Raw genomic sequence first — 24,554 nt, forward strand, 5'->3', positions numbered from 1 at the left:
ACGCACAACACAATCGCAGGTCCAGCCCATCTGTCTGATCTGATTTACACAAAGGATCCGAAATGCTGAAATATTTCTCGCTTCCTCATATTTCTGCAGGGTTTGTATCCATACTGGTAGGATATAGCAGTGCGGCGGCGATTGTGTTTCAGGCAGCAGCTGCCGGCGGCGCATCACCTGAAGAAATTGGCTCATGGATGTGGGCATTGGGCATCGGACTGGGTTTAAACTGCATTCTATTATCGCTTTGGTTTAAAACGCCAATCGTAACCGCCTGGTCCACCCCAGGGGCCGCCCTGTTGGTTACAAGTCTTCCCGGCATTCCTATGGCAGAGGCCATCGGGGCTTTTCTTTTCTGTTCTGCCTTGATCACCCTTTGCGGAATCACAGGCTGGTTTGAAAAAATCATGCAAATCGTCCCGCAGTCCCTCGCCTCCGCCATGCTGGGTGGGGTATTGCTTCGATTTGGTCTGGACACATTTATCGCCATGCAAAGCGAGTTCACTTTGGTGTTTCTAATGCTGTGCGCTTATGTACTTGGAAAACTGTTCTTGCCAAGATACTTGATCCCGCTGACCTTTCTCGTTGGCATCTTATATGCGTTTGGTATTGACCTCATGACATCAATTCCCATGCATCTGAGTTTGACACCCCCCATCTTTGTCTTTCCCCAGTTCAACATAACAACACTCATTGGTATTGGCATTCCGCTCTTTATGGTCACGATGGCCTCACAAAATGTGCCCGGACTTGCCGTCTTAAGGGCTCACGGATACAAAACACCGGCCTCCCCATTGATCACATGGACCGGAATTACAGGCCTTGTTCTGGCCCCATTTGGTGGTTTTGCCTTCAACCTTGCTGCCATTACGGCAGCGATCTGTATGGGGCATGTTGTCGATCCCGACCCGACTAAACGCTATCGTGCCGCCATCTGGGCAGGCGTATTCTACATACTGCTCGGACTATTCGGGGGAACTGTCGCGAGTCTCTTTACGATCTTCCCGAAAGAGCTTGTCATGAGTATCGCTGGCTTGGCGTTGCTGGGGACCATTGCCAACAGCCTTAAAACAGCAATGGACGAAGAACAGGAAAGAGAAGCTGCCATCCTGACCTTTGCCATGACAGCGTCAGGTGTGACGCTGCTGGGCATTGGAGCCCCCTTTTGGGCACTGCTCTTTGGAATGGCACTGCATTTTACGATGCGCAGACGGCACACGGCCTAAATAACAATCAGGCAGAAAAGCCCGGATCATTTGCTTCGCGGGCCCCGCTTGCCGTTTTATGTTTCAGTTTGGGGTAAAGCTCGGCTAGATCGCTTAATATGCCTTCAATTGGCGGCTCTTCAAATATGCCCCGGTCCTTCACATATTCCATATGCTGTCGTTTTTCAGCATCAAATTCATGAAACAGAGCATCAGATTGACCATCAAATTCAATCGGTTGAACACCAAAGCGGTCACAAAGCTCCTTATTAAAGGTTGGTGTGACTTTGTATACCTTGCCGTCAAGTTTCAAAGCGACAAACCCATGATAGGAAAATAGATCGGTTTCCATTAATTCCGCCAATTTTGGCGTATTAAGATGATTTTGCACATCTGCAAAGCCGACAGCCGCCGGTATCCCAATAGAGCGCAGCGCTGCCGTTAATAAAATCGCCTTGGGAACACAATACACCGCTGGCTGCTGTGCAATATAACTGGCCTTATATGTCGGGGCGTCGAACGTCATCTGATACGGATCATATCGTAAATCGTCACGAACCGCTTTAAACAGGATGATCGCCTTTTCTGTTTCAGAGGCGTTTTCATGGCCGCTTAACGCTTTCGCCACAAACGCCTGCACTGAGGGGCTTTCATAATCCAGATATGCATTGGATGTTATCCAGTCACTCTCCAGGTCCTGCGCCGGTATACCCGTCAGATCTCTCATTTTACCCTCATTCCATCATTTTCCACCAATTATGAAACAGGTGTTGCCTGTGTCAAGCAACACCTGAAAGACAATTAATCAGCTTTCTGTGCAAAGGAGTATTCGCCCCCTTTTTCCAGCGCTTTCAAATAGGCTGGACGGGATTGGATCCGCGCAACAAAGTCAGCAATCGCAGGAAAGGCGGCTGCGGCGCCGCGTGCATTTGCAGCCTCCAGCGGAAAGGACATCATAAAATCGGCACCGGTCAGGCTATTCCCAATAAAGAACTCCCGCCCCTGCAAATGTTTGTTGATGAAACCAAAATGGTTCATCGTTTCACTGTCAATGCGCGGATTTAACGGCGCGGCAGCGTCGCCCAGACGACTTGTGTATAAACGCAGCAACAACGGCAACATGGCCGAGCCTTCAGCATAATGAAGCCATTCAACATAATGTGGGTAATCAGCGCTATCCTGTGCTGGCTCGAATTTTCCATTTCCATAACGGCGAATAAGATATTCAGTAATTGCACCGGATTCATGCAGCAGCAAATCACCATCTTCCATAAGCGGTGATTTCCCTAACGGATGCACAGCTTTTAATGTTTCCGGCGCCAGGCGAGTTTCAAGATCCCTCATATACGGGACAACTTCATAATCGACGCCCATTTCCTCTAAAAGCCAAAGTATCCGCTGAGAACGCGAGTCATTTAAATGATGAATTTTGATCACGGTTTTTTCCTTATTTAGTCTCTGACAAGAGGACATATTTTTTTGTATATCTGTAGGAGCCGACAGCCTGGCCATGGGCTTCAGTAATTATATATCATGGAATTAAATTTCATGATATATAATTGTGCAAGTGGGATGGACAGCCATCTTGCTGCCCGTTCATTGGAGAGAGATATGGCGAATAAGTCATTGGTTATTGAGTCAGAAATGGCGCTGGAACAAAAGGTGCTGACCTTGATCGGCTGTATTGCTCATGAACAAAAGGCAAGCCTTGAACGCCTGATCGCACCAATGCGCCTATCACTACTGCAGTTGAATATTCTGCATACTCTGGACAAATCCTCGACCGGCAGGCTGACTGTCAACCAGTTAAAGGCGGCCATGTTTGATGAAAACGCGAATGTGTCACGTACGCTGAATAAACTAGGCGAAAACGGCTTAATCTCTAAAGAACGCTGCCTGACCGATCAGAGAACCGTTTATGTATCCATTACACCAAACGGCCGAAAAGCGCATAGAGATGCGGACAAGTCTCTACTGACCCACTCGACCGGCTTAGATCAAAACGATTTGCAAACCCTTTATACCATTCTGAAAAAATTATAACCGATCAGCAAAGGATCCCAAATGCTGTCTGTACATCACTTGGAAAATTCCCAATCCATTCGGGTTGTCTGGCTTCTTGAAGAATTAGGTGTTGAGTATCGCTTAAAAACCTACAAACGTTGCGGCCCCCATGATCTTGCGCCAGAAGACTATAAACAATTGCACCCGCTTGGTACCTCTCCTACCATTTCAGATGGTGATCTCGTGCTGGCAGAAACAAATGCCATCATCGACTATATTCTGGATAAATACCCGGAAAGCAGTCTTCGTCCCAAAGCAAGCGCCACGGATCGAGCAGACTACCTTTTCTGGTTACACTCTGCACAAGGAACGCTAACGCCCCTTCTCATTGATCTGCTCATTTTCAAACGGGTCATCACGGGTGTACCCTTTTTTATCCGCCCGATTGCCAAAATGATCGCCGGGCAAGTAAAAGCATCCTTCATCGAGCCCCGCCTTTACCGCATTTTGGGATATATGGAAAAAACGCTGGAGAAGCGGACCTGGTTGGCAGGCAACCAGTTCACAGCGGCCGACATTGTCATGGGCTACTGTCTGGAAGTCGCTGAAGTACGGGTCGGATTTGAAAATAGGTTTCCCCACATAGCTGATTTTCTAACAAGGATACGAGAGCGCCCGGCCTACAAAGTGGCGATTTCAAAAACCGGTAAATTTACACCCCTTCTGGATTGAAACCGCCAAGTTTACAAAATTTGAACTCCTTAAATTGGGTTTTTCTGCATAAAACGGATCATGACATTGGCAATTTCAGGCCCTTGATCTTCCTGCAGAAAATGCCCGCCATTTTGGATGGTGACATGGTCCTGTCCTGCGGCGCCGGGGATCAATTTCTGTAAAATGCGATCCCCACCGCGTGTGATAGGGTCCTGATCACTGAAGGTTGTCAAAAAGGGCTTATCCCATGCCTTCAACACCTCCCAGGCATCGCGATTTGCCTGAGATTCCGGATTGTCCGGAGATGATGGGACCAACAAAGGGAATTGACGCGCCCCTTCCTTATACCGCTCCTCAGGATAAGGGGCGTTATACCCGGCGACAACATCCTCGGAAAGATCAGAAACTGTCGCACCCTTGATAATTCCCCCAGCTGGAAATTCAGGTACTGTTTGGGAAAAATCCTGCCACTTGAAAAAGGCTTCAGATGGTTTTTGATCGCCGGTGGGCAAAAACGTATTTCCAGCAACAACGCGCGCAAATCTATCCGGCCGTGCCGCCACCAAACGTAAACCTATTAAACCGCCCCAGTCTTGACAGAACAGAGTAACGTCCGAGATCAACAGCTGATCAAAAGCGTCAAGCATCCATGCAACATGACGCGCATAGGTATAATCTTTACGGTCGGCAGGCTTGTCAGATCGCCCAAAGCCGATGAGGTCAGGAGCGATCACCCGATATCCCGCATCAACAAACACGGGGATCATTGTCCGGTAAAGATAGGACCAAGACGGCTCGCCATGCATCAGAAGAATTACGTCCCCATCTGGTGCGCCCTCGTCCACATAATGCAGTCTTAGCTGTCCGCCTTCAGTATCATCAATCATCAGATAGTGCGGCTTGTATGAATAGCCGGATAGAGTGTCGAAACAACTGTCCGGCGTCCTGAGCGCGTGCATAACATCCTCCATTTTAAAGTAACCGTTCTAAAATACGGCAAAAAATTTTCTTATTGATTTTAGTTGTTTAGTAAATTTGACACCAACTCCAGTGTACCCTTATGCCAGTCTGTTTCATGGTCATAGCGCAACCTGACCAGTAACCCTGATAGCAGCATCGCCAAATGCTGGGCCACCTGATCAGGAGTCCTGTTTGTAAAAATCTGTTTATTTTCAAGCCCCCGCACAACTGTATCCTGCAGGGCTCGCGTTACTTTTTTGTGCGCTAGTTTCATTTTTTCACGCACATCTTGAGAATGCAGATGATTTTCAACGCTGGTATTCACCAGAAGACACCCTAACTCCCGCACACTGTCAGGCTTATCCAAGCAGTCTTCGAAAAAATCAAGAATGCCTCTTTTGGCATTATCCTGGTTCAGAAAAACTTCGATGCGCCGATTGATAATCGTTTCCACGTAATGGTCCAGTGCACGAACAAACAAGCCATCTTTATTGCCAAAACTATTATAGATGCTGCCTGTACTTAAGCCCGTCACCTTCTCAAGATCCCGCATACTGGTCGCCGCATATCCCTGTTTCCAGAAACACCGCATTGCACCTGCCAAAACCTTCGTTTCTTCAAATTCTATTGGACGTACCACAGGACCCTCGCTTCAATTAGAGCAAGTGTTTCAAAACGGACGCAGCGTGTCAATCAGATCTTAACAGTAATGTCGTCCGTCCCGATGGCCGGCCGGGAGCAGCATAACAAAACCTGTCCATCGTCTGGAACAGCATCTGGTTGCCGGCCATATACGACAGATCCCGATGCCATGGGAACGGCACAGGTCCCACAAACACCATTTCGGCAACTGAAATCAGGCGCAAAACCATGCTGTTCAGCAAACTCTAGAAGAGTGCCATCTTTTTCCTGCCAAAGATGTACAGTTTCTCCGCCAGAATGCTGAAACCGGACAAGCGCTTCTTCAGCCGGTGCAGGATCGCTTTTCCCCTCAACATTTCGTTTGATAGCCGCCGGGCCAAAGGCTTCTGCCTTTATATCTTCATCTTTTACGCCCATCTGAACAAGCAAATCATACACTGATTGCATAAAGCGATCAGGGCCGCATAGAAAGAATTCTGCCCCCTCGCCCGGAAGAACCTCCTGCAAAAGTTCCTGGGTTATATATCCTTGGTCATGATAGTGGATGCCCGGCTCTTCTTGCGGCGCAACCTCTTGCAACAGGGACACATATTGCAGGCTGCCATCCGCACTGTTCACCAGATCCTGAATTTCATCAAAAAAGCCACGTTCGCGGCTGTTTCTTGAAGAATGGATCAAAGTTACAGGACGCAAGGCACGCGTACGGAAACCATCCTGCAATGCGGCCCGCATCATAGATACCATGGGGGTAATGCCAACGCCCGCCGATAATAATATCGCGGGTTTGCGCTCGGACGTATTCATTGAAAACGACCCCCGTGGCATTCGCACAGCCAGCGTGTCCCCCGGCTGCAAATTGTTGTGCATAAGGCGCGACGCGCCCTGTTCCTTTTTAACGGAAATCCGAATGACTTTATCCAACGGCGAAGAAGAAACGGTATAGGTGCGAATAAGGGGCGCCCCCCCTTCCACCGGGACTTTAACCGGCAGAAACTGTCCGGCACTAAAATGCGGGACCGCCTCCCCATCTTGAGGAGATAGATAAAATGATCGAATAACCGAACTTTCATCCACACATTGTAAAATCTTGTAGTCGCGCCATTCATTTTTACGGGCGGACAATTGTTCGACCGAAGCTGCATCCTGCCAAGTACCAGTCAGGTTGGAATTTAAAGAAGCCACACCACCCGACCAGCGAACAGGAAGCACATCCTTTAGAAAAATTCCTTTTTCCAGTGTAAACACCCAACCACGTTCCGCACCCTGAAAATGCTCAAACCCTTCGTTATCCCAGCAAACTTCAACTGTGCCTGTCAATTGGACCATATCACCGGTCTGGAAATCAATGAACAATAGACCGGCTTTGGGGTTTACCAAAAAATTTCCGATTGTATTGAAATGAAAATTCCCGACAAAATCAGGAACAAAAAGACGCGTGCCGTCAATTTTTACAAAACCGGGCCGCCCCCCGCGATGCGACATATCAACGCCACCTGTAGCATCCGCAACATCATCAGAGGCACTGCTGGATACAAAGAAGGTATCAGCCTCTTCAATCAGCATTTTTACCAGACCATCAAATTCATGAAATACACGTCTCTGACTGCTCTCCACAGCGGTGCCCAACGGCCTCTCATAGGAAAGTTCCCGGGTATGAATATATTGCGGACAATTGCCAAAAGATTGATCAACGGATAATAAAAAACCGTCAGTGTCTACTTTATCAACAGTAGCATTCAATCGATTACGCCGCCTTGTATGCATTTCAAGGCCCAGCAAACCGAGCCGGGTTCTTACCTGCAGATTTTCAGACAATGGATCCAGAGGATGCGGCCGGGCATTTACCCTAAGTGCGGCAGAGGTATCACTTTGCAAAAACCCGGCCTCTCCGACCAGGGCAGTCGCCCATGGCCATCCGTGAGCATCAACATGACCGACATAAACAATCGGCAACTGACGGAAAAAGTCGCGGTGCTGATCAGGCAAATATGGGCGCACAATACGCCGGGCAAAACGACGCATTTGCTCGGCGACGCCCACTTTGCGTTGCGCTTCAATTTCACCTTTGTGAAAAGGTGTATCGGTCGCAGTCCAACCAGTATCCTGCATAACGCTCTCCGTCAATTCACACGAATTTCTTACACCGCCAGACCAACCTTGGTCTTTTTCATTCCAACAAACCCGGGAAGCCCTTCAACACGGGATAGCCAAGCGCGGATATTCGGATAACCGCTTAAATCGACATTTCCTTCCGGGGCGTGTGCCGTATAGGTGTAAACAGCAACATCAGCAATCGTTGGTTCATCCGCTGCGAGCCAGTTCCGCCCCGCCAGATGAGCTTCAAGACGATCAAAAGCCCAACTTGCGACAGCGTGTGCGCGTCCGGCATCCAAGCCTGCACCAAAGACTGTGATCAACCGTGCTGATGCAGGGCCGTAACTGATTTGACCAGCGGCCAGAGATAGAAAACGCTGAACCGCTGCAGCACCTTCAGGGTCTTCAGGAAGCCAGTTTGGCGCGTATTTTTTAGCAAGGTAAACAAGAATAGCGTTTGAATCAGACAGGACAATATCCCCGTCTTCGATAACCGGAACCTGTCCAAAAGGATTTAAGGAAAGAAATGGCTCTTTTTTGTGGGCCCCGTTCGGCAGATCAACCACAATCGCTTCATAAGGAATATTGGCAAGATTTGCGAACAGCTCCACTCTATGGGAATGACCGGATAATGGGAAACCATGGATTTTAATTGAACTCGTCACTTCTTATCTCCTGAAAATACGGACGTTAATTTTATCGATTGGAATTGGAAGGGGTTGGCATAGGTTGAGGGGAACTTCAGCCAATTTACCCCCTTCCAGAAGGAAAGAGTATTGAGCCTGTAAAGTCTGGCTGTGACCAGATTCACCTCATGACATTGGGGATTCATGCTTCGGCTTTTCATACTCTGTCCCTTCATTTTTTGATCCATTTGTATCTGACCTCATTCTCAAACGGATCCATTTTCAGTATTCAATAATGGTTTTTCATCAACTCACCTGAACAAAACAAAACTCTTTGCATAAACAAACATCAAGGCTCGGACACACGCCTGCAAACAATCAGGTGCAAACTCTTTATCCGATTAAAACCAAGAGAAACGACAAACAATCCTATCTGGCTGGATCGAACCTCAAAAATAACCACCCTTCAAACAACAACCACAAATTTTACTTGCATAGATTCTAATGAAGTTTTTTTGATTCTTGCTTAAAAAAGAAAAAACCACCGCCATCCCTCCAATTTTTAATGCCACCTTACGATAAAATATAAGATTAATATGTACAGATCAGTACATTTTGTCAATAGAATTTTTTCGAAACTGAACCAAAGAGTTTCTCCAAAAAAATAGAAAACGTTATTTTTCAAGAATTTAAAGATTGAAATTAATTCTATTTTTTTTAAATATATACGTACAAATCAGTACATGAGGATATTATGCGCGCTTCAAAAAGAGAAGAACTGGTTCAAAAAGCTCTCACCATTTTTTATCGGGACGGCTACCACAAGACAGGCATGGACACATTGGTTAAAGAAACCGGTATTTCGAAAACGTCCATGTACAAACACTTCAGAACCAAAGAAGATTTGATCCTGGCGACATTGCGCCTGCGCGATGAAGTTTTCCGAAATCATTTCGTAAGGCGTGTGGAAGAACTTGCAAAAACGCCGAAAGATCAACTTCTTGCCATTTTTGATGTTTTAAAGGAGTGGTTTGTCAGCGACGAGTTCAGTGGCTGTATGTTTGTGAAAGCTTCAGGGGAATATCCTGACGCAAGTACGCCCATTATTAACATTGCTCAAGAGCATAAAAAACTTCTTTTCAACTATACAAGAAATCTTGCAGAATCTGCGAACGCGACGGACCCCGATCTCCTTGCAGGTCAACTGATGATTCTCAAAGAGGGGGCGACGGTCCTGGCTCATATTAACGGTGCCAGCACTTACTCAGAGACCGCCAAGCAAGCCGCGCAGATCCTGATTGACTCACATTTAGAGAAATAGTCCCAACTTACTGTACAGACCTGTAAATAATAATTTTTATTGTATGTTTAAATTTTTTTAACTTCTATTTATATTAGAAATAACAATGAATAGAGGGGCTCATGAAAATACTTAAAAATTTAAAACTACTAATAAGCGTACTACTTTTCTCAACTGCATCTTTTTCTGCACACGCACTGTTAGTACCGGTTGCTTATACAGGTTCATATGACGAAGCTGGAAATGCGCCTGGAAACGATTATGATGCAATTGGGGGAAGCAGCGATGTCGCTGTCTTCGACTTGATCGGAACTCCGACAGGAACAAGTAATACCTTCACGGGTTCAGTCTACACACCGGTAGACTCTTCGGATGCTTTCTCCATCCGTTTGTCAGAGGGTCAGACCCTGACAGGCGCCCGTATTGTTTTTGGAACAAACCTGAACCCGTTCAATCCACTCTTTTCAGCACCGCCGCCGTTTTGGACCATGACTTATACATCCGGAACAAACCCGGCAATTTTCAATATTCCCGTTGCACCGGATATGGGCATTCCGAACCCTCCTCCGGGCGCGACAGCGCCGATTTCTTCGGCCTTGATCCCATTAAACCTGGGAGAGGGTGTCTATAACATCCTGCTTGGGAACGGAACCTTCGGGACAAATACTGGGGAACCGGTTGGCTACGTCATGACATTCGATGTGACTGGAAGTCCGCCCCTCTCAACAGTGCCACTTCCTGCTGCGCTGCCATTATATGGGGCTGGCCTGGGTCTGATGGCATTTGTTGGATGGCGCAAAAAACGCAAGTCTGCCTAACGGCGGGAAAATGCTAAACACATAAAATAAGGCGGCCAATGGCCGCCTTTTCTTTTTGCAAAAAGCGCCCGTTGCTAACGGGCACTCCATCCACCATCCATTGCAATGGATGTGCCTGTCATATTTGCACCGCCCGGACCGCAGAGGAACAACGCTGCTTCGGCGAGCTCTTCAGGGGTCGTAAAACGCAAGGATGGCTCTTTCTCCAACAAGAGTGCTTTAGCAGCAGCCTCAGTATCTAACTGTTCCTTTTCAGCCAACGCGTTGATCTGCTTTTCCACCAAAGGTGTACGCACCCAACCAGGGCAGATGGCATTGCAGGTTATATTGGCTTCAGCATTTTCTAACGCTGTTACTTTAGTCAATCCGATTATTCCGTGTTTCGCAGCCACATAGGCTGACTTTTCTACTGAGCCGACTAAACCATGCACAGACGCAATATTTATAATCCGACCATAATTCCGGCTTTGCATTCCGGGCAAGGCCGCTGTCGAGCTATAAAATGCACTGGAAAGGTTAATTGCCAGAATGTCTTCCCACTTCTGTGGCGGAAAATCTTCAATTGGGCAAACATGCTGAATACCCGCATTATTCACCAGAATATCAACCGACCCATGCGCGGTTTGCACATCCAACACCATCTGCTGAATGGCGCCTGCATCAAGCATGTTGGCACCGTTATAACTGACACCACACGAAGATACTGCGGAAACCTCGTCCTTGGCAGCTTGGATCATGCCTTCATCGCCTAAACCGTTCAAGACAACATGGGCACCGTTTTGGGCGAACATTTTCGCCATAGCCAGACCAATACCGCTTGTTGAGCCCGTCACCAAGGCTACCTTGCCGGACAGATTAACTGTCATCGTAAGTCTCCAGATTAAAAGAAAATTAAATTGGGTTTATGCCATGCATATTGCTTAGCGACCATTTTATCGTCAAGAACAAACTTACCCGGCTCAACCTCGCATCATTCAACAAGCAACTGAACACGATCACTGGTAAAACTGGTGCTTCCATCTTCTATGGGCCTGCCGTTTTTCATCAGCAACAACACCTTGCGTCAACAGGGTAGGCCAAGTTTTCCGCTGGCAAAAAACCGTTGAGGACGACATCGTTCAAATTGACGCTAGCGGTCCACCTGAAGGGGCTGACCAGTTCTTCATCCACCTGATTTCCGATCCATTTTAATCGACGGTGTTATGATAAACCGAACCGCCTGATCAATCGAAATGGTGACCCATTCCCCGGATCCCCAAACAAGCAGAGTTGGTCCAGAATGAAAGGCGAACGTCTCAAATCTTCAGTCTCACGCTCTAATATTTCTGTAAGCGGCTCTTTCTCGCTTTCATCGAGAATATCGGTCAAGGTCAAGTGAAACTGAAAATCCTCCAGGATGTAAGGATATCCCCACGAAAGCAGATTATCTTCCTGTCGATCAGTGAGCTTTTCTCTCCGCCTGTATTCCAATTCCTCCTGACTGAGAGGTAACCGGAATTTGTCCAGCTCCTTCACACAGGAGGCCGCCACAGTGTTCAATGCTGTCAAATCCCCCGCAGGACAAAGCGCCATGAAATCACCAATAATCTTTAACGTAAGGGATCCCACCTCGACCGCGGTTAATCGCTCAGACAAAGCCTTAAGGGCATCCTCCAGATGCCTTTGATTGAAATCCGGTTTCATAAAAAAAGGAGGCTTCAATGTCCCGTGAAAACCGTAATGTGTTGGCGCCCGGGTAAGATCCTGAATTTGTTGAAATGACAATTCAGGGATTTGGGGTCGTGGTATCATTAACCCGGTAAATGGGTCCCTACCCAGCCAGCTATTGCCAAACTCTGACAACAGCGTATCAAACTTAGGGGCATAGTATATGGCATAACGCTTATAACTGTTCATGAAGCTCCTATTCGACATCAACTCTGCGACAGGATTCCTGCGCAAATAATTCTCGAGAACCTGACAAGCGCACCCTTAGCAGGTCATGAGGCCAATACCATCATCGAATGTTTAACAGACTATCCGAACATCCTGAGAATATCGCTCTCCCATCACAGGCCTTCGGAACGCCTTTTATAATGGTATAGGGCGGTAGGTTCTTTGTGACAACCGCTGCCAACCCGGTGAACGGGCCGGTTTCCATTCGAACCCCGCCCTGTATCGTTACAGCATGCCTGATCCAGACACCATGATCAATCAAGACTTATAACAAGCGACATCTTAAAATAGTCCTGATCCCTGTCGTCCAACTCATCCATCTTACGGCGGCAATGACAATTAACGATTGGGCACGGTCTATCGCCAGTTGGCCCTGATTGCACAGGATTTCGGTCGCAAGATCAAAAAGTTTTCCGATTTGAAATAAATGGTGTCCCACCATTCACCCCATCGGAGTAGTCACCTATCGATGTTGCAATGATTTTAGCCCGCTCTCCCACGTAAGTACCAAACTCAAGATTGTCGCTGTCGACTGGAGGATCGGCACAAGGCGAGGTTTCTTCTGATTGTCTGGCAATCTATCGCTCATCGGGCACCCTGTTCTTCAAGGGGCTGAGACAGATTATTCAGCAAGTTGGTACTCCCAATAACGAGATTCATATAGAAACGTAAAGTTTGCCGCGCGGATATCTACCTTCTCCGCATTTGTCTAGACCCCTTTCGGAAAAAAAGCCCAAAGAAAAGCTGGTCGGCGAAGATTACACGGCTGTTTTTTCTGAGGCATCCAGTTCGTGTTGCCTGGATAAATAGATAAGATGCATCAGGCAATCATTACCAATGGCCATCCCGCAGAGTGACGCGCATTGTATGGCCATCAAACACGAACGTTTCTCTTCATCCGGCAACTGATTAAAGTGATCCTGAGAAACCGCCTGCCCATTAATGCCAAACCTTTCCCGTTCGGACTGACCTTCAGCCCATTCAGCATCCGCTTCTTTATCTGCCGAATATAAAATGCCTTTTTTACAGACCCGGGTGAGCAACGAAGCCGCGGCTTGCGTTTGTTCATTCGCAAGGTCAATGCCTTCATCCAGAACCAAGTAATCCGCCTGCTCAAAGCCCAAGCCATGGTTATAAATCGTATCCACACTATTTTGCAGTAAAGCGACATCGACAGACGGGTTCCAGAGAACAGCCTTAGCCGCATCAGGCGGTGTGCCCAATCCAATAAGAGGACTAGCCCCGACAAACGCATTTTCGTCGTTTTGAAGACCCACTGTTAAGCCGTGATAATCGAAAATAGCCTGCAACCAATATGAAACACGGGAAGTGCCGTTGGATAAGACCGCAACTGTCGGGATCTGAGCATCCTCCCCTTGTGGCCACATAAGTTCAAAAACCCGTTTGAACTGCTGTAGCTTTTGATCCCCCGGTCGTTCAATATCGAAAATTGCAGGCATGACATTGACTTCACAAATTCGACCTTCCGCTTCCCAATAAGGTCTGCTGATATCTTCGGTCAGGAAATCAACGCCTGCGACCTGTAACCCAATCGCAACCGCGGCCTGTTCCGCCATTGAGATATTATCCGGGTGGACCTGATCTGTGACATCGTCAAAGTTGCCCCCCTGGCTAAGGTTAGGCACTTGTTGCAAATAAATGATTTGACCATCATCGGGGATAATGGACCAGTTCAGTTCCTGTTTTTCAAGGTTGCGGGTGGTGTCTTCTGAAATGGGAATACCAAAAATCAATTTACCATCCGGCCCTTTACGCCAGTCAGCTTCATTGGCCTTTTCAACAAGCACCCGAATGCTATCCTGCCCATTCCCCGTCACATTTGCCCGGTTCCGGCGAATACATAATTGAAACTCCCCATCGACAATATGAAATCGGTAATCTTCGCCCGTAATATGCTCTTCAATCAGCACATGCTGATGAAATTTTGAAGCCCTGTGAAACGCATCCCTCACCTCCTCAAGGCTGCTGGCTTTTGGTGTTATCCCAAAGCCTTGAAGTCCAAACAAAGGTTTTACAGCAACTGGAAGACCAATTCGTTTTGCCGCCTGTAGGGCTTGTTGTTCAGATCTGACAACCTGCTGAGGCGCAACGGGCAGACCTGCAAGGCTCAATAATTTTTGAGTTTGCTCTTTGTTATTTGCGGCAGACGCCGCAATATGGCTTTCCTGATGAACAATAGACCGGTCACAACTTTTTCGGTTTCTGCCATATCCAAAAAATACCAACTTGTGATTTGCCGATACTTTTCGCCAGGGAATTGATCTTTGCTCAGCCAGTTTAATGAATTCAATAACGGGCCGACCTAAAGACAGCCGTTTGTTCAAAACTGAAGCTTCTTGCTGAATTGCCTCCAGACGTTGGGCGAATTGGGCAAGACTATTTTCAAATTCATCGGGCGTGAGTTCATTAAACAAACCGTAAAGCAGGAACATCACCCGTCTGCACACTTCGTTCACTGTAAAAGGAACATAACAGGTAAAATAACCGGTGTCTTCTTCCTGCTGAACATATCCGTCTGCGATTGGGCCGCAAACCGTCTTCATGAGCGTTGCCGATATCTGGACCAAGGCACTGCATATCAGGAAATCGGGAAATTCCTTGGCTTCTGGCCGAAAATCGACTTTTCCTGCTCCACACAGCTTTTGCGCAAAATCACCGGGTTCAGGGAATGAGCGGACATCCACATCAAACACGTATTTAAGTACCGGTCCCTTCGCAAAAAGGTTAGGGCCATCATATATCGTAACGCTTTTAGCCAGTAGAATGCTCACAGAAATCCCCCTCTTTCAGGTATAAACTACAGGGAATTTCCGTGAATGCGAACCTTATTCCACCACCGCTCTGCGACGCCACGGCATCAGGCCGGTGCAAGCGCCCTTTCGTGAATGGGTTTCTCTTTCACTGGAAGATGAATGATGGCTGAAAAGGCTCCCACACCCACGCCAACCCACCAAACCGCATCATAGGATCCAAACTGATCATATAATGTCCCACCGAGCCATACGCCCATGAAAGAGCCGAGCTGGTGTGAGAAAAACACGATCCCATAAAGCGTGCCCATATATCGAAGGCCGTAGATATGAGCCACCAATCCGGACGTCAGCGGCACTGTTGCCAGCCACAAAGCTCCCATAACAATCGAAAACAGGACAACACTTGTTGGCGTCATCGGGTAAAGAATAAACGCGGCCGAGGCAACTGTGCGCCCAACATAGATCCAGACGAGAAGGTATTTTTTCGCAAAATGCTTACCCAATGCCCCAGCGACAACAGTTCCAATTACATTTGCGGCACCAATGATGGCAATCGCAAAGGCGCCAAGGGCAGAGGTGGAACTGATCCCCAGACTGCGCATCATACTATCAGGGGCAATGGCCGCACAGACCTCGGTAATATACGCAGGAAAATGGGCTGTAACAAAAGCCAGCTGAAAACCACACGAGAAAAATCCCAGAAAAATCATACAATAAGATGGATCATAGAAGGCCTTTTTTAACACCGCCCCCATACTTTCGTGCAGCTCTGCTCGTGTCGCCATTGGCTGTTCAGCGCGCAGGAAAGGCAGGGCAAACAAGACCAAAAGAATGACCCCGGCAAATACCAGAAACACTGAGGACCAGTTCATATATTCCAACAGGAAAACCGCAGCTGGCGGTCCGATAATCTGCCCGGCCGAACCAGCGGCAGTCGCAATCCCCAAAGCCATCGATCTGTTCTCTTCAGACGCCGCCCGCCCCACAATCGCCAGAATGACGCCAAAACCTGTACCCGCAATACCAAACCCAACAAGGATTTCCAGCAGTTGATGGCTTTCCGGGGTGACAGCATAACTGCTCATTATCAACCCGATGGAATATAAAACTGCCCCCAGAATAATGGCGCGACGTTCTCCAAATTTCTCCGCAAAAGCACCAAAAATTGGTTGCCCAACACCCCATGCCAGATTTTGTATTGCAATCGCTAATGAAAATTCTGACCGTAACCAGCCAAATTCCTCAGCGATTGGAATTTGAAATACCCCAAAGCTGGCGCGAATGGCGAAACCTGTCATCAGGATAAAACATCCCGCAATCAAAACAGGCGTAAACAGATTTGAACTTTGACGCATTGGGGCCTCACAAACTGGAAATCGCTGATCCGTGAAATTCCGAAAGAGATAGAAGTTACTTTTAATAATGTACCAGTCCTTCTGTCTCACCATACCCGCAAATCGGATGCAACCTCTTCTTTGTCCTAGGGACAAAGTTGGCAGGATTTCTATTACTTTCGTCACAAAAAGTGGGCTTTCCCACATAAAATTATTAAATTATAATATACTCGTTCACTGAGGGGGAAAGCGAATGCCGGATTTTGCAACGATAAAAAAAACATCAACAAACCGAATATCCATTGTCATCGCTTTGCTCTTGCTTTGGACCTTGGGCGTCACATTCATCGTTTCGTATATCAGCCCATTGGAAGAAATCATCGCCAGCGCCCCGTTAGGCGAAGAGGAAAAGAAAACCGCTCAAAAACAACTGGATAGGCTAACCCTGCAAAGTGACAGCGCGACGGTCCTTGCAAAATACAGTGATAGCCTTCTGGTTGCCTATAGTGACGCAACTCAACAGATAAAAAAGTTTCTTAAACATGACCCCGCCGAAAGCGCTTATCATAATTACCAGACGATCGTTCACGCCGTAACCAGTATCGAAACCAACAAAAGCGTCATTTTAACTGACAGTCGCGGAAGCCGGTCAAACAAGGTCCTATCAACAGATTACCGGTACAGCAATTACGACACACAAGAAAAACCGGCAACACTGAAAGAATTATCCCTTCATGTATGGCAACCCCTCGTCACAATGGCACAACAGAAAGGAGGAACGGATAATTACAGAACCAATCCAGTGGATTTGGCGTCTCTTACACCAGTGTTGCGGGAGGGGATGGAATATAAACCCATTATTCTGGGAAACGACGCCTCTTACGCGAACCGGATCGAGGCGGCGATGATCTTTACCGAACAGGACGGCAACATTTCAGTACTCCCAAAAGGAGACAGGGAAACCCCGCTTTATGCATTTCTCGATTGGGTGTCAGAGGGAAAAACTTCAGACAACCTGAACAATAGAGCAGAGAAAAACATCCAGCAGATCGTCACGGCCCTTGAGACGCATATCGAAAAGTTACAGAAACAAAAAACACAATATGATCAGGCCAAAATCAGTTACAACAATCAACTAAAAGGCCTGCAAAGTCGTTTACGCAGCTCTGAATCCCTGTTTTTTGTCGCGACCTTTCGTGCCTTTCTCGTCACCGTCGTCATCATTTCGATCGGTTTTGTCCTTATTCGCGCATTTGCGGCGGAATTGACGCAAATGCGTAGGGTCAGTTATCTCGAAATCGCGGCTGACCTGACCTCCCAATATCCAGCGGAAGTGTTAAAACATATGCCAGACATTATTCGTGCTGTTGGCGGTGACAAAGCAGGCGCCCCGACCCTTTCAGATGGATCGCCACCGGACGCGATCACGGTCGCGGAAAAACTTGGGAACGCTGTATCAAAATTCTCAACGGCGTCAAAACCGCTCTAACCCCGTTTGGCGGCCTTCAGAAAGGAAGCCGACAGGAATAAGGCAAGTCCAACAATCGGTGCACAGATCAGCACCTTCAGGACAAGCGTATATCCGCCCACCGCCCAGATTAGCGAGGCAATCAGCCCGGCAAATGCTGATCCAATCATATAGGGGACCGATTGAGCTCCGGCCTTCAGCCCGAAGTTTTCAGCCCCGAGAATTTCACGCGTAATAATCGGCTTCATAATACTCATAACGCCGATCCCACTTCCTTGCAGGATAATGAAGGCAATCAGAAAAGCCGGCGAAAGACTTGTTCCGATCAAGGCAAGATTTCCAAGAATAACGAAGGAAAAACACAGACAGGTGACGATCAAATTTGAAACATGCCGTTCGGCGAACATCATGGCAAGGCGCCCCAATACCTGCATTGGGCCGATAAAGGTTGCAGCCAGAATGGCGAGACTGGTCTCAAACTGACGTTCTTTTAACAAAAGCAACAGGTGATTAATCACCGCGACATGGTTCATGTACAACAACGTGAAACCTGCAGCGAGTAACCAGAATGTTGGTCCCAGCAGAAAACGGTATTGGCCTTCCCGCGGGATTTCTGTTGTAGGCTCGTCTTTGTCTTGAGGAACTGCGTGGCGGTCGAGATATTGACCTCCAAACCACATAAGGGGCACGCCAATGACACAAATCAGCAACGCAAAAAACGTTGCAGCTAAGCGCCACCCTGCATAATCGGAAATCAAATGAGACACGGGAAATGAAACTGTCCCCGCAAGCCCCGCAATCAGGGTTACCAGTGTGATCGCCCGTTTTGCTTCAACACCGCGCGTGCGGATCAGAAAAGAAAAACACGGGTCATACAGGCAACACCCCATACAGATGCCAAGAACGATCCAGATCCCATAAAAGGCAGGAAGGGTCTCTATAAAGGAAAGAGAAAATAGAAACACGCCTCCCATAAAGCCGCCACTGGCCAAAATATGCGGCCCATAGCCTTTATCTATCAGGCGCCCTGCAAAAGGGGCGATGAGCGCAGAGCTTACAATCGACGCCGTTAGCGCCCCTGTCAATTCAGCTTTTGTCCATCCAAAATCTGTTTCCCAACGCACAATCAAGGCCGGGAAGATATAATAGATACCTGCCCAGAACAGTGTTTCCCCGAATGCCAGAAACAGAATAGCCCGCCGGATCGTCATCCAAATCCCCTATTGCGCCAGATATCCGCCATCGATCGGGATAGACGTTCCGGTCATGAATTTTGCTTTTTCAGAAGCACAGAAAAGAACACCTGCTGCGATATCGTCAGGTTCCCCAAAATGCCCAACAGGGTGTAGTTTTCTAAGCTTTTCGGCAAGGTAGTTTGGGTTGCCCTGTTTTTCCAGCGCGTTTTGCACCATTGGTGTATCAATATAGCCAGGCATCACTGCATTGATGCGGATTTTATAGCCATATTGCGCACAATAAAGGGCGGCTGCCTTGGTGAAATTTTTTACCCCTGCCTTTCCAGCGCAATATCCGGTTGCTCCAAAAAAGCCAACATCCGCAAGGATAGACGCGATGTTCACAATGGCTCCCCCTTCGTGCTTCATCTCGCGAATAGCGTTTCGAACCCCCAGAAAAGTACCATCCAGATTTATCGAGTTTTGAAACTGCCAGTCTTTCAATGGCATTTCTTCAAGTGGCTTATCGATCGAAATTCCGGCACTGTTGACCAGAATATCAAGGCGCCCGAAAGTCGCTTTATGAAAGGCGATTGCGTCTTCCCAGTTCTTTTCCGAAGCAACATCAAGCTTGAAAAACTGAGCCCGTAATGGCTCGTCAAGATAACCCACCAATGCCCGGCCATCTTCTTCATTGATGTCGGTCACAAGGACATTTGCGCCTTGTTCAAAAAACTGGCAAACCGTCGCTTTGCCGATACCAGATGCCCCGCCTGTTACTAACACTGATTTTCCAGAAAATTCCCCGCTCATGTGCATCCCCTCTTTCTTTTTTTATTGGGCTGAACCGTTTATCATTCACAGTAACCTGACTTGTTTGATGCGTCTACTTGCCACAGTGCGTACCCGTTTATTCTCACCATATACTCTTTATGGATGAAAACACGTTACAGTGTGAAAGGAAATCACCATGACGAAAATGGACGGTGTTAAATTGGACGTTCATGTCAAACCTTCCGGTGCCAGCGATCAGTTTGCCTTTGCTTTCGTAAAGCTTTTGCGCTTCTGCGCCGACTTGTTTTTCCGCAAACAATATGGTCACCGGGCTGTTGTTCTGGAAACAGTCGCTGCGGTCCCTGGAATGGTGGGCGGGCTGCTTCAGCATCTGAAAGCCATTCGCCATATTCAGAACGATCAAGGATGGATCAAAACCTTATTAGATGAGGCGGAGAACGAGCGAATGCATCTGATGACATTTGTGCAGATCGCAAAACCGTCTCTTTTCGAACGTTTTCTGATTATGAGTGTTCAGGCTGTATTCTATAACTGTTTTTTCTTTCTGTACCTTCTGGCACCAAAAACAGCCCATAGAGTTGTTGGTTATTTTGAAGAGGAAGCTGTTATCAGCTATACGCGGTATCTTGAAGAAATTGACGAAGGGCGGCACGAAAATGTACCTGCGCCCCAAATAGCGATCGATTATTGGGATCTTCCCCCAACGGCTCGCTTGCGGGATGTTGTGCTTGTCGTCCGCGAAGATGAAGCTGGACACCGGGACGTTAATCACAAATTCGCGGACGAACTTGCCGGTAGACTAACGCCCGCGGCATCCCAATAACCGATTAAACGGCAGCTTCTTTTTTTGTGAATTGCCCATAGCTTTGGAACTTTTCGAGGATGTGATCCATTTCAGCATCCTCGATCATATTTCCGCCACCCAGTTGCAGGACCCGCCAATAGATCTCGCAGAGCTTTTCCACCTCAACGGCCATGGCCAGCGCTTTTTTCAGACTCGGTCCAATTGCAATCATACCGTGATTAGCCATCAGGCAGGCCTTGCGGTCGACCATTGCCTCAACCACATTATCAGACAGTGCCTGGGTGCCGAACGTATGATACGGCGCACACCGAATGGTCTTACCCCCTGCAACCGCCACCATATAGTGAAAAGAAGGGACCTCTTTTCCAAGACAGGCGAGGGTCGTCGCAAAGGTGGAGTGCACATGCACGATGGCCTGTGCATCCTCACGGGCCTTATACAGATCCTGATGAAACCGCCATTCACTGGACGGTTTACGTCGACCAGAAGCGTCTCCCGACAGGGTCATTTTAGCCATATCCGCAGGAGAGCATTCATCATAAGGCATCCCTGATGGTGTAATCAGATACCCCCCATCATTTCGAACACTTACGTTTCCCGCTGATCCCTGATTGATCCCGACAGCGTTCATTTGTAATGCTGTATCCAGCAATTCTTTACGCAAGATAGTATCCGACATGGTCAGTCCTGCCCGAAAATTCTGTTGATATTTTCTGTGTAGGGCGCGGTAATGATCTGTTTTTCCGTAATCAATCCGGCAACAAGTTCGTTCGGCGTCACATCAAACGCGGGGTTGCGCACTTTGATATTTTCAGGGGCTGTCCGGCGCGCTCCGAAATTCGTTACCTCATGATCTTCCCGCTCTTCGATCGGAATTCCCGCACCTGTTGGTGTGTCATGGTCAATTGTTGAGGACGGGCAGGCGACATAGAAAGGAATGCCAAAATGTTTTGCCAAAATGGCAACCCCCATGGTTCCGATCTTATTGGCAACATCACCGTTCGCGGCAACACGGTCTGTCCCGACGATCACCATATCAATCAGTCCCTGGGACATGATATGGGCCGCCATATTATCGGTTATCAAAGTTACATCGATCCCAGATTTTTGAAGTTCCCAACTGGTCAGCCGCGCCCCTTGCAGTAAGGGCCGGGTTTCATCGGCATAGACGCGAAATTTGACACCCTGACTATGGGCGACATACATGGGTGCAGTAGCAGTCCCCAGTTCAGACGTTGCCAAAGAACCTGCGTTACAATGGGTTAGAATGCCCATACCTTCTTTGATCAGCGGGGCACCATTATTGCCCATTCCCCGGCAAAGACGCTTGTCTTCTTCGTGGATGGCGACGGCTTCGGTCACCAGCACTTTATAAAGTTCTACGGCAGAAGAAACCTTGGCGGATTTGGCAATACGAACCATACGCCGCAACCCCCATCCCAAATTAACGGCGGTGGGCCGGGAGCTGTCCAGATAAGCTGCCTGCTTTTCCATTTCAGTGATGAAGTCAGTAAGCCCCAGATCCTGGAACCCTTTCATGGCAACACATAAGCCATAGGCGCCCGCGACACCAATGGCAGGAGCACCACGCACCTTTAGCACGCGAATGGATTCCCAAACCTGTTCGGCTGTTTCCTGTTTTTCCATAACGGTTTCCTGAGGAAGCAGCGTCTGATCCAACAGATACAGTTCTCCATCGCTCCAGGTTACAGCTCTCGGTAAAGTTTCGGCTATCAATGTTGTATCAAGCACTGATGTCTCCTGCATTCATCGGACAAAAAAATAATAATATAGTATGGGGCGGTTATATCGAAACCGCCCCGCAGTCAGGCTTTAAAACAAGCCTTTTTTATCAACAGGTATCCAAGGCGCTGTCGCCCGTTCAACATGGTTGAATTTCGGGAATTTGGTCCGCAACTGTTTCATATTCTTAACACCTGCTTCTTTTAGCATATCCTGAGTAAACAGCATGGGTGGAATTGTGATATCATGTTCCAGTTCTTCACCAGCAATTTTCTTGGCAATCGCACGAACACTAACGGCCCCAATTGCCGCAGGGTTTGTTGCTGCGGTTGCTGCCCAAGGGCTCCCTGGCTTAATCATCAACTGAATATCCTGTGTTGAGATATCCGCAGTATAGACCTTAACTTTATCCGTCATGTTATTTTCTTCGAGCGCCATAATCACGCCTTTACCAAATTCATCAAACGGCGCGAAATACGCATTGATGTTTGGATTTGCCCGAAGAACGGCTTTTACCTGCTCCGCATTTTTGACGGAAAACGGAGATTCCAGTGTTCCCGTGCGTGCAACTTCCACAACACCAGGATTATCTTTTTTCACCTTCTCAAAGCTCACATGACGCTTGTCCAAGGGCAGAATACCGGCAACATAAACATAACCAACATTCGCTTTACCACTGTAGTCACGCAGCATGGCTTCGAGTGACATCGCACCAAGCTGATGGTCATCCTGTGCAATCTGATTAATTTCAGGATGCTTCAAATCCACATCAAAAGCAACGACAGGAATTCCTTTGGCAACCGCATCAGCCGCCGGTTTTTTCATGGTTTCAGTCAGACCATGATCAATGATGATCCCATCAACGCCCATATTAATGGCTTGATAGACGAAATTTGCCTGTGCCTGATTGTCCATATTCTTGCCGAATGTGGTCAATTTCACGCCTAACAAATCTGCCTGACGATCGGCACCAGCCTGATACATCTGCATAAACTCGCCTTCCACCATCTGGCGGATCAGGGCAATATGGACCTTCTTTGATCCATCAAAGGGTTTCGGAGCATCGGCGGCCCCTGCTATTCCCATCAAACCGGCGGCCAATCCACCGGCAAGACCCAGGGTCTTCAACGTGCCTTTTACTGTCATTTTTTCCTCCTCAATTGATTTTTTTAATCTTTTTACTAACGCTGTTTGGCCAGACTGAAAGTGAAGGCGAGCGCGGAAACAAGCACACAGCCTTTGATAAAGTCTTGCCAGAAATATGGTAAATTCAGCATGGTCAAGCCGTTTAGCAACATGCCCACAAAGATCGCACCAACGATGGTTCCGAAAGCGTTTGGCTTACGCGCCCCCAGTACGGCAAAGCCGATCAGAGCTGCACCGACCGCATCCAGCAAAAGACCGGACCCGCTTGAAACATCGCCGCGCCCCACACGGGCGGCCAGCAATACGCCGCCGAAAGAGGCAATCAAACCAGATAGGACATAAGCCATGATCTTATAACGATCAACATTGGCCCCAACCAGGCGGGCTGCTTCTGAATTCCCGCCAATTGCATAAAAAACGCGGCCCCAACGGGTATGCTCAAGCACAAGATAAACAACAAGCGCAAGGGCGATCATGAAAATAACCGGCGTAGGGATTAAATCGAAAACCCGTCCCTGCCCCAAATAAAGGAAGCTCTCGGAAAACTCGCCCATTGCTTCATCACCATTGGGCAGCATCATCCCTGTACCGATAGAGCGTCCCCCTGAAGGGATTAACTGCAAGCCTTGAATAAGAAACATTGTGCCAAGGGTCGCCAGCAGATCCGGGATCTTAATCTTTACGATCAGCAAGCCGTTTACCAACCCGATCAGCGCGCCAATTGCAAGGCAGGTAAATAAAGCGGACAGACCGCTCATTTCCAAAACAACCATGCAATAAGAAGCCATCATCACCGACATGGCGGCGGTTGATCCAACGGATAGATCAAGGCCATCTGTAACAAGCGTAAAAGTGACGCCCAAGGCCAGTATCCCATAAATGGTCACACCAAGCAGGATCGAAAACAAATTATGCCAGCCCCAAAACGCAGGCTCGGCCAGACCAAATCCAATAAAGGATGCGATCATAACAATAATAAATCCGTACTTGATGGAAAAGGACGTTAATTTTTCCAT

General features: G+C 47.9%; 23 protein-coding genes. 7 read left to right on the forward strand and 16 right to left on the reverse strand.

Going from position 1 to position 24,554, the window contains the following annotated elements:
* The first annotated feature begins 62 nt into the window (after positions 1–62).
* A complete protein-coding gene (locus OIR97_RS11165) occupies positions 63–1,226 on the forward strand; it encodes a benzoate/H(+) symporter BenE family transporter (RefSeq protein ID WP_169545706.1) in 1,164 nt (387 codons plus the stop codon).
* A gap of 7 nt (positions 1,227–1,233) precedes the next feature.
* Here OIR97_RS11165 and OIR97_RS11170 read toward each other — a convergent pair whose 3' ends face one another.
* Together OIR97_RS11170 and OIR97_RS11175 are read right to left on the reverse strand one after the other, a co-directional pair.
* Complete coding sequence (locus OIR97_RS11170) at positions 1,234–1,932, reverse strand: transglutaminase-like domain-containing protein (protein ID WP_169545707.1); 699 nt, start codon at positions 1,930–1,932, stop codon at positions 1,234–1,236.
* Positions 1,933–2,006: 74 nt separating this feature from the next.
* A complete protein-coding gene (locus OIR97_RS11175; RefSeq protein ID WP_169545708.1) occupies positions 2,007–2,642 on the reverse strand; it encodes a glutathione S-transferase family protein in 636 nt (211 codons plus the stop codon).
* Between the two features lie 111 nt (positions 2,643–2,753).
* Here OIR97_RS11175 and OIR97_RS11180 point away from each other — a divergent pair, with 111 nt between their 5' ends.
* Positions 2,754–3,248: a MarR family winged helix-turn-helix transcriptional regulator gene (locus OIR97_RS11180; protein ID WP_219821732.1), complete on the forward strand. Its 495-nt coding sequence runs from the start codon at positions 2,754–2,756 to the stop codon at positions 3,246–3,248.
* A gap of 21 nt (positions 3,249–3,269) precedes the next feature.
* Positions 3,270–3,941 carry a glutathione S-transferase family protein gene (locus OIR97_RS11185; RefSeq protein WP_169545709.1) on the forward strand — a complete coding sequence of 224 codons (672 nt, stop codon included), beginning with the start codon at positions 3,270–3,272 and terminating at the stop codon, positions 3,939–3,941.
* A 29-nt stretch (positions 3,942–3,970) separates the two neighbouring features.
* Here OIR97_RS11185 and OIR97_RS11190 read toward each other — a convergent pair whose 3' ends face one another.
* Genes OIR97_RS11190 through OIR97_RS11205 form a run of 4 tightly spaced genes read right to left on the reverse strand, consistent with a single transcriptional unit; the run spans position 3,971 to position 8,284 of the window.
* Positions 3,971–4,882, reverse strand: a complete 912-nt coding sequence (locus OIR97_RS11190; protein ID WP_169545710.1) for a haloalkane dehalogenase — start codon at positions 4,880–4,882, stop codon at positions 3,971–3,973.
* Positions 4,883–4,941: 59 nt separating this feature from the next.
* Positions 4,942–5,523 carry a TetR/AcrR family transcriptional regulator gene (locus tag OIR97_RS11195; protein WP_169545711.1) on the reverse strand — a complete coding sequence of 194 codons (582 nt, stop codon included), beginning with the start codon at positions 5,521–5,523 and terminating at the stop codon, positions 4,942–4,944.
* Between the two features lie 53 nt (positions 5,524–5,576).
* Positions 5,577–7,634, reverse strand: a complete 2,058-nt coding sequence (locus OIR97_RS11200; protein ID WP_169545712.1) for a 2Fe-2S iron-sulfur cluster-binding protein — start codon at positions 7,632–7,634, stop codon at positions 5,577–5,579.
* Between the two features lie 29 nt (positions 7,635–7,663).
* Entirely contained in the window at positions 7,664–8,284 is a 621-nt protein-coding gene (locus tag OIR97_RS11205; RefSeq protein ID WP_169545713.1) for a glutathione S-transferase family protein, read from the reverse strand.
* A gap of 715 nt (positions 8,285–8,999) precedes the next feature.
* Between OIR97_RS11205 and OIR97_RS11210 the strand changes: the two genes are divergently transcribed.
* Together OIR97_RS11210 and OIR97_RS11215 are read left to right on the forward strand one after the other, a co-directional pair.
* Complete coding sequence (locus tag OIR97_RS11210; RefSeq protein WP_169545714.1) at positions 9,000–9,566, forward strand: TetR/AcrR family transcriptional regulator; 567 nt, start codon at positions 9,000–9,002, stop codon at positions 9,564–9,566.
* A gap of 101 nt (positions 9,567–9,667) precedes the next feature.
* Positions 9,668–10,363, forward strand: a complete 696-nt coding sequence (locus OIR97_RS11215; protein ID WP_169545715.1) for a hypothetical protein — start codon at positions 9,668–9,670, stop codon at positions 10,361–10,363.
* Between the two features lie 74 nt (positions 10,364–10,437).
* Here the strand turns inward: OIR97_RS11215 and OIR97_RS11220 are convergent, their stop codons facing one another.
* The 4 genes from OIR97_RS11220 to OIR97_RS11235 all read right to left on the reverse strand — a co-directional run bounded on the left by OIR97_RS11220 (position 10,438) and on the right by OIR97_RS11235 (position 16,427).
* Positions 10,438–11,229, reverse strand: coding sequence for a 3-hydroxybutyrate dehydrogenase (locus OIR97_RS11220; RefSeq protein WP_169545716.1), 792 nt, complete (start codon positions 11,227–11,229; stop codon positions 10,438–10,440).
* 334 nt (positions 11,230–11,563) lie between these two features.
* The gene (locus OIR97_RS11225; RefSeq protein WP_169545717.1) at positions 11,564–12,259 is read right to left on the reverse strand and encodes a DUF1045 domain-containing protein; all 696 of its coding nucleotides are present in this window, start codon (positions 12,257–12,259) and stop codon (positions 11,564–11,566) included.
* Positions 12,260–13,056: 797 nt separating this feature from the next.
* Positions 13,057–15,090 (reverse strand): ATP-binding protein, encoded by a 2,034-nt coding sequence (locus tag OIR97_RS11230; protein ID WP_169545718.1) that lies wholly within the window; start codon positions 15,088–15,090, stop codon positions 13,057–13,059.
* A gap of 86 nt (positions 15,091–15,176) precedes the next feature.
* Positions 15,177–16,427 carry an MFS transporter gene (locus OIR97_RS11235; RefSeq protein WP_169545719.1) on the reverse strand — a complete coding sequence of 417 codons (1,251 nt, stop codon included), beginning with the start codon at positions 16,425–16,427 and terminating at the stop codon, positions 15,177–15,179.
* A gap of 232 nt (positions 16,428–16,659) precedes the next feature.
* Here OIR97_RS11235 and OIR97_RS11240 point away from each other — a divergent pair, with 232 nt between their 5' ends.
* A complete protein-coding gene (locus OIR97_RS11240) occupies positions 16,660–17,895 on the forward strand; it encodes a hypothetical protein (RefSeq protein ID WP_169545720.1) in 1,236 nt (411 codons plus the stop codon).
* Here OIR97_RS11240 and OIR97_RS11245 read toward each other — a convergent pair.
* Both OIR97_RS11245 and OIR97_RS11250 read right to left on the reverse strand, forming a co-directional pair.
* Positions 17,892–19,085 carry an MFS transporter gene (locus OIR97_RS11245; protein WP_169545721.1) on the reverse strand — a complete coding sequence of 398 codons (1,194 nt, stop codon included), beginning with the start codon at positions 19,083–19,085 and terminating at the stop codon, positions 17,892–17,894. The genes OIR97_RS11240 and OIR97_RS11245 overlap by 4 nt on opposite strands.
* Positions 19,086–19,094: 9 nt before the next feature.
* A complete protein-coding gene (locus OIR97_RS11250) occupies positions 19,095–19,862 on the reverse strand; it encodes an SDR family oxidoreductase (RefSeq protein WP_169545722.1) in 768 nt (255 codons plus the stop codon).
* A gap of 157 nt (positions 19,863–20,019) precedes the next feature.
* Between OIR97_RS11250 and OIR97_RS11255 the strand changes: the two genes are divergently transcribed.
* Positions 20,020–20,667 (forward strand): alternative oxidase, encoded by a 648-nt coding sequence (locus tag OIR97_RS11255; protein WP_169545723.1) that lies wholly within the window; start codon positions 20,020–20,022, stop codon positions 20,665–20,667.
* A 4-nt stretch (positions 20,668–20,671) separates the two neighbouring features.
* Here the strand turns inward: OIR97_RS11255 and OIR97_RS11260 are convergent, their stop codons facing one another.
* From OIR97_RS11260 to OIR97_RS11275, 4 genes are all read right to left on the reverse strand, one after another.
* Entirely contained in the window at positions 20,672–21,328 is a 657-nt protein-coding gene (locus OIR97_RS11260) for a class II aldolase/adducin family protein (RefSeq protein ID WP_169545724.1), read from the reverse strand.
* Positions 21,329–21,330: 2 nt separating this feature from the next.
* Positions 21,331–22,401 (reverse strand): S-methyl-5-thioribose-1-phosphate isomerase, encoded by a 1,071-nt coding sequence (gene mtnA, locus OIR97_RS11265; RefSeq protein WP_219821733.1) that lies wholly within the window; start codon positions 22,399–22,401, stop codon positions 21,331–21,333.
* An 81-nt stretch (positions 22,402–22,482) separates the two neighbouring features.
* Complete coding sequence (locus OIR97_RS11270) at positions 22,483–23,538, reverse strand: sugar ABC transporter substrate-binding protein (protein ID WP_169545726.1); 1,056 nt, start codon at positions 23,536–23,538, stop codon at positions 22,483–22,485.
* A 35-nt stretch (positions 23,539–23,573) separates the two neighbouring features.
* Positions 23,574–24,554, reverse strand: coding sequence for an ABC transporter permease (locus OIR97_RS11275; RefSeq protein WP_169545727.1), 981 nt, complete (start codon positions 24,552–24,554; stop codon positions 23,574–23,576).

It is taken from the genome of Sneathiella aquimaris (assembly GCF_026409565.1).
Classification (GTDB): Bacteria; Pseudomonadota; Alphaproteobacteria; order Sneathiellales; family Sneathiellaceae; genus Sneathiella; species Sneathiella aquimaris.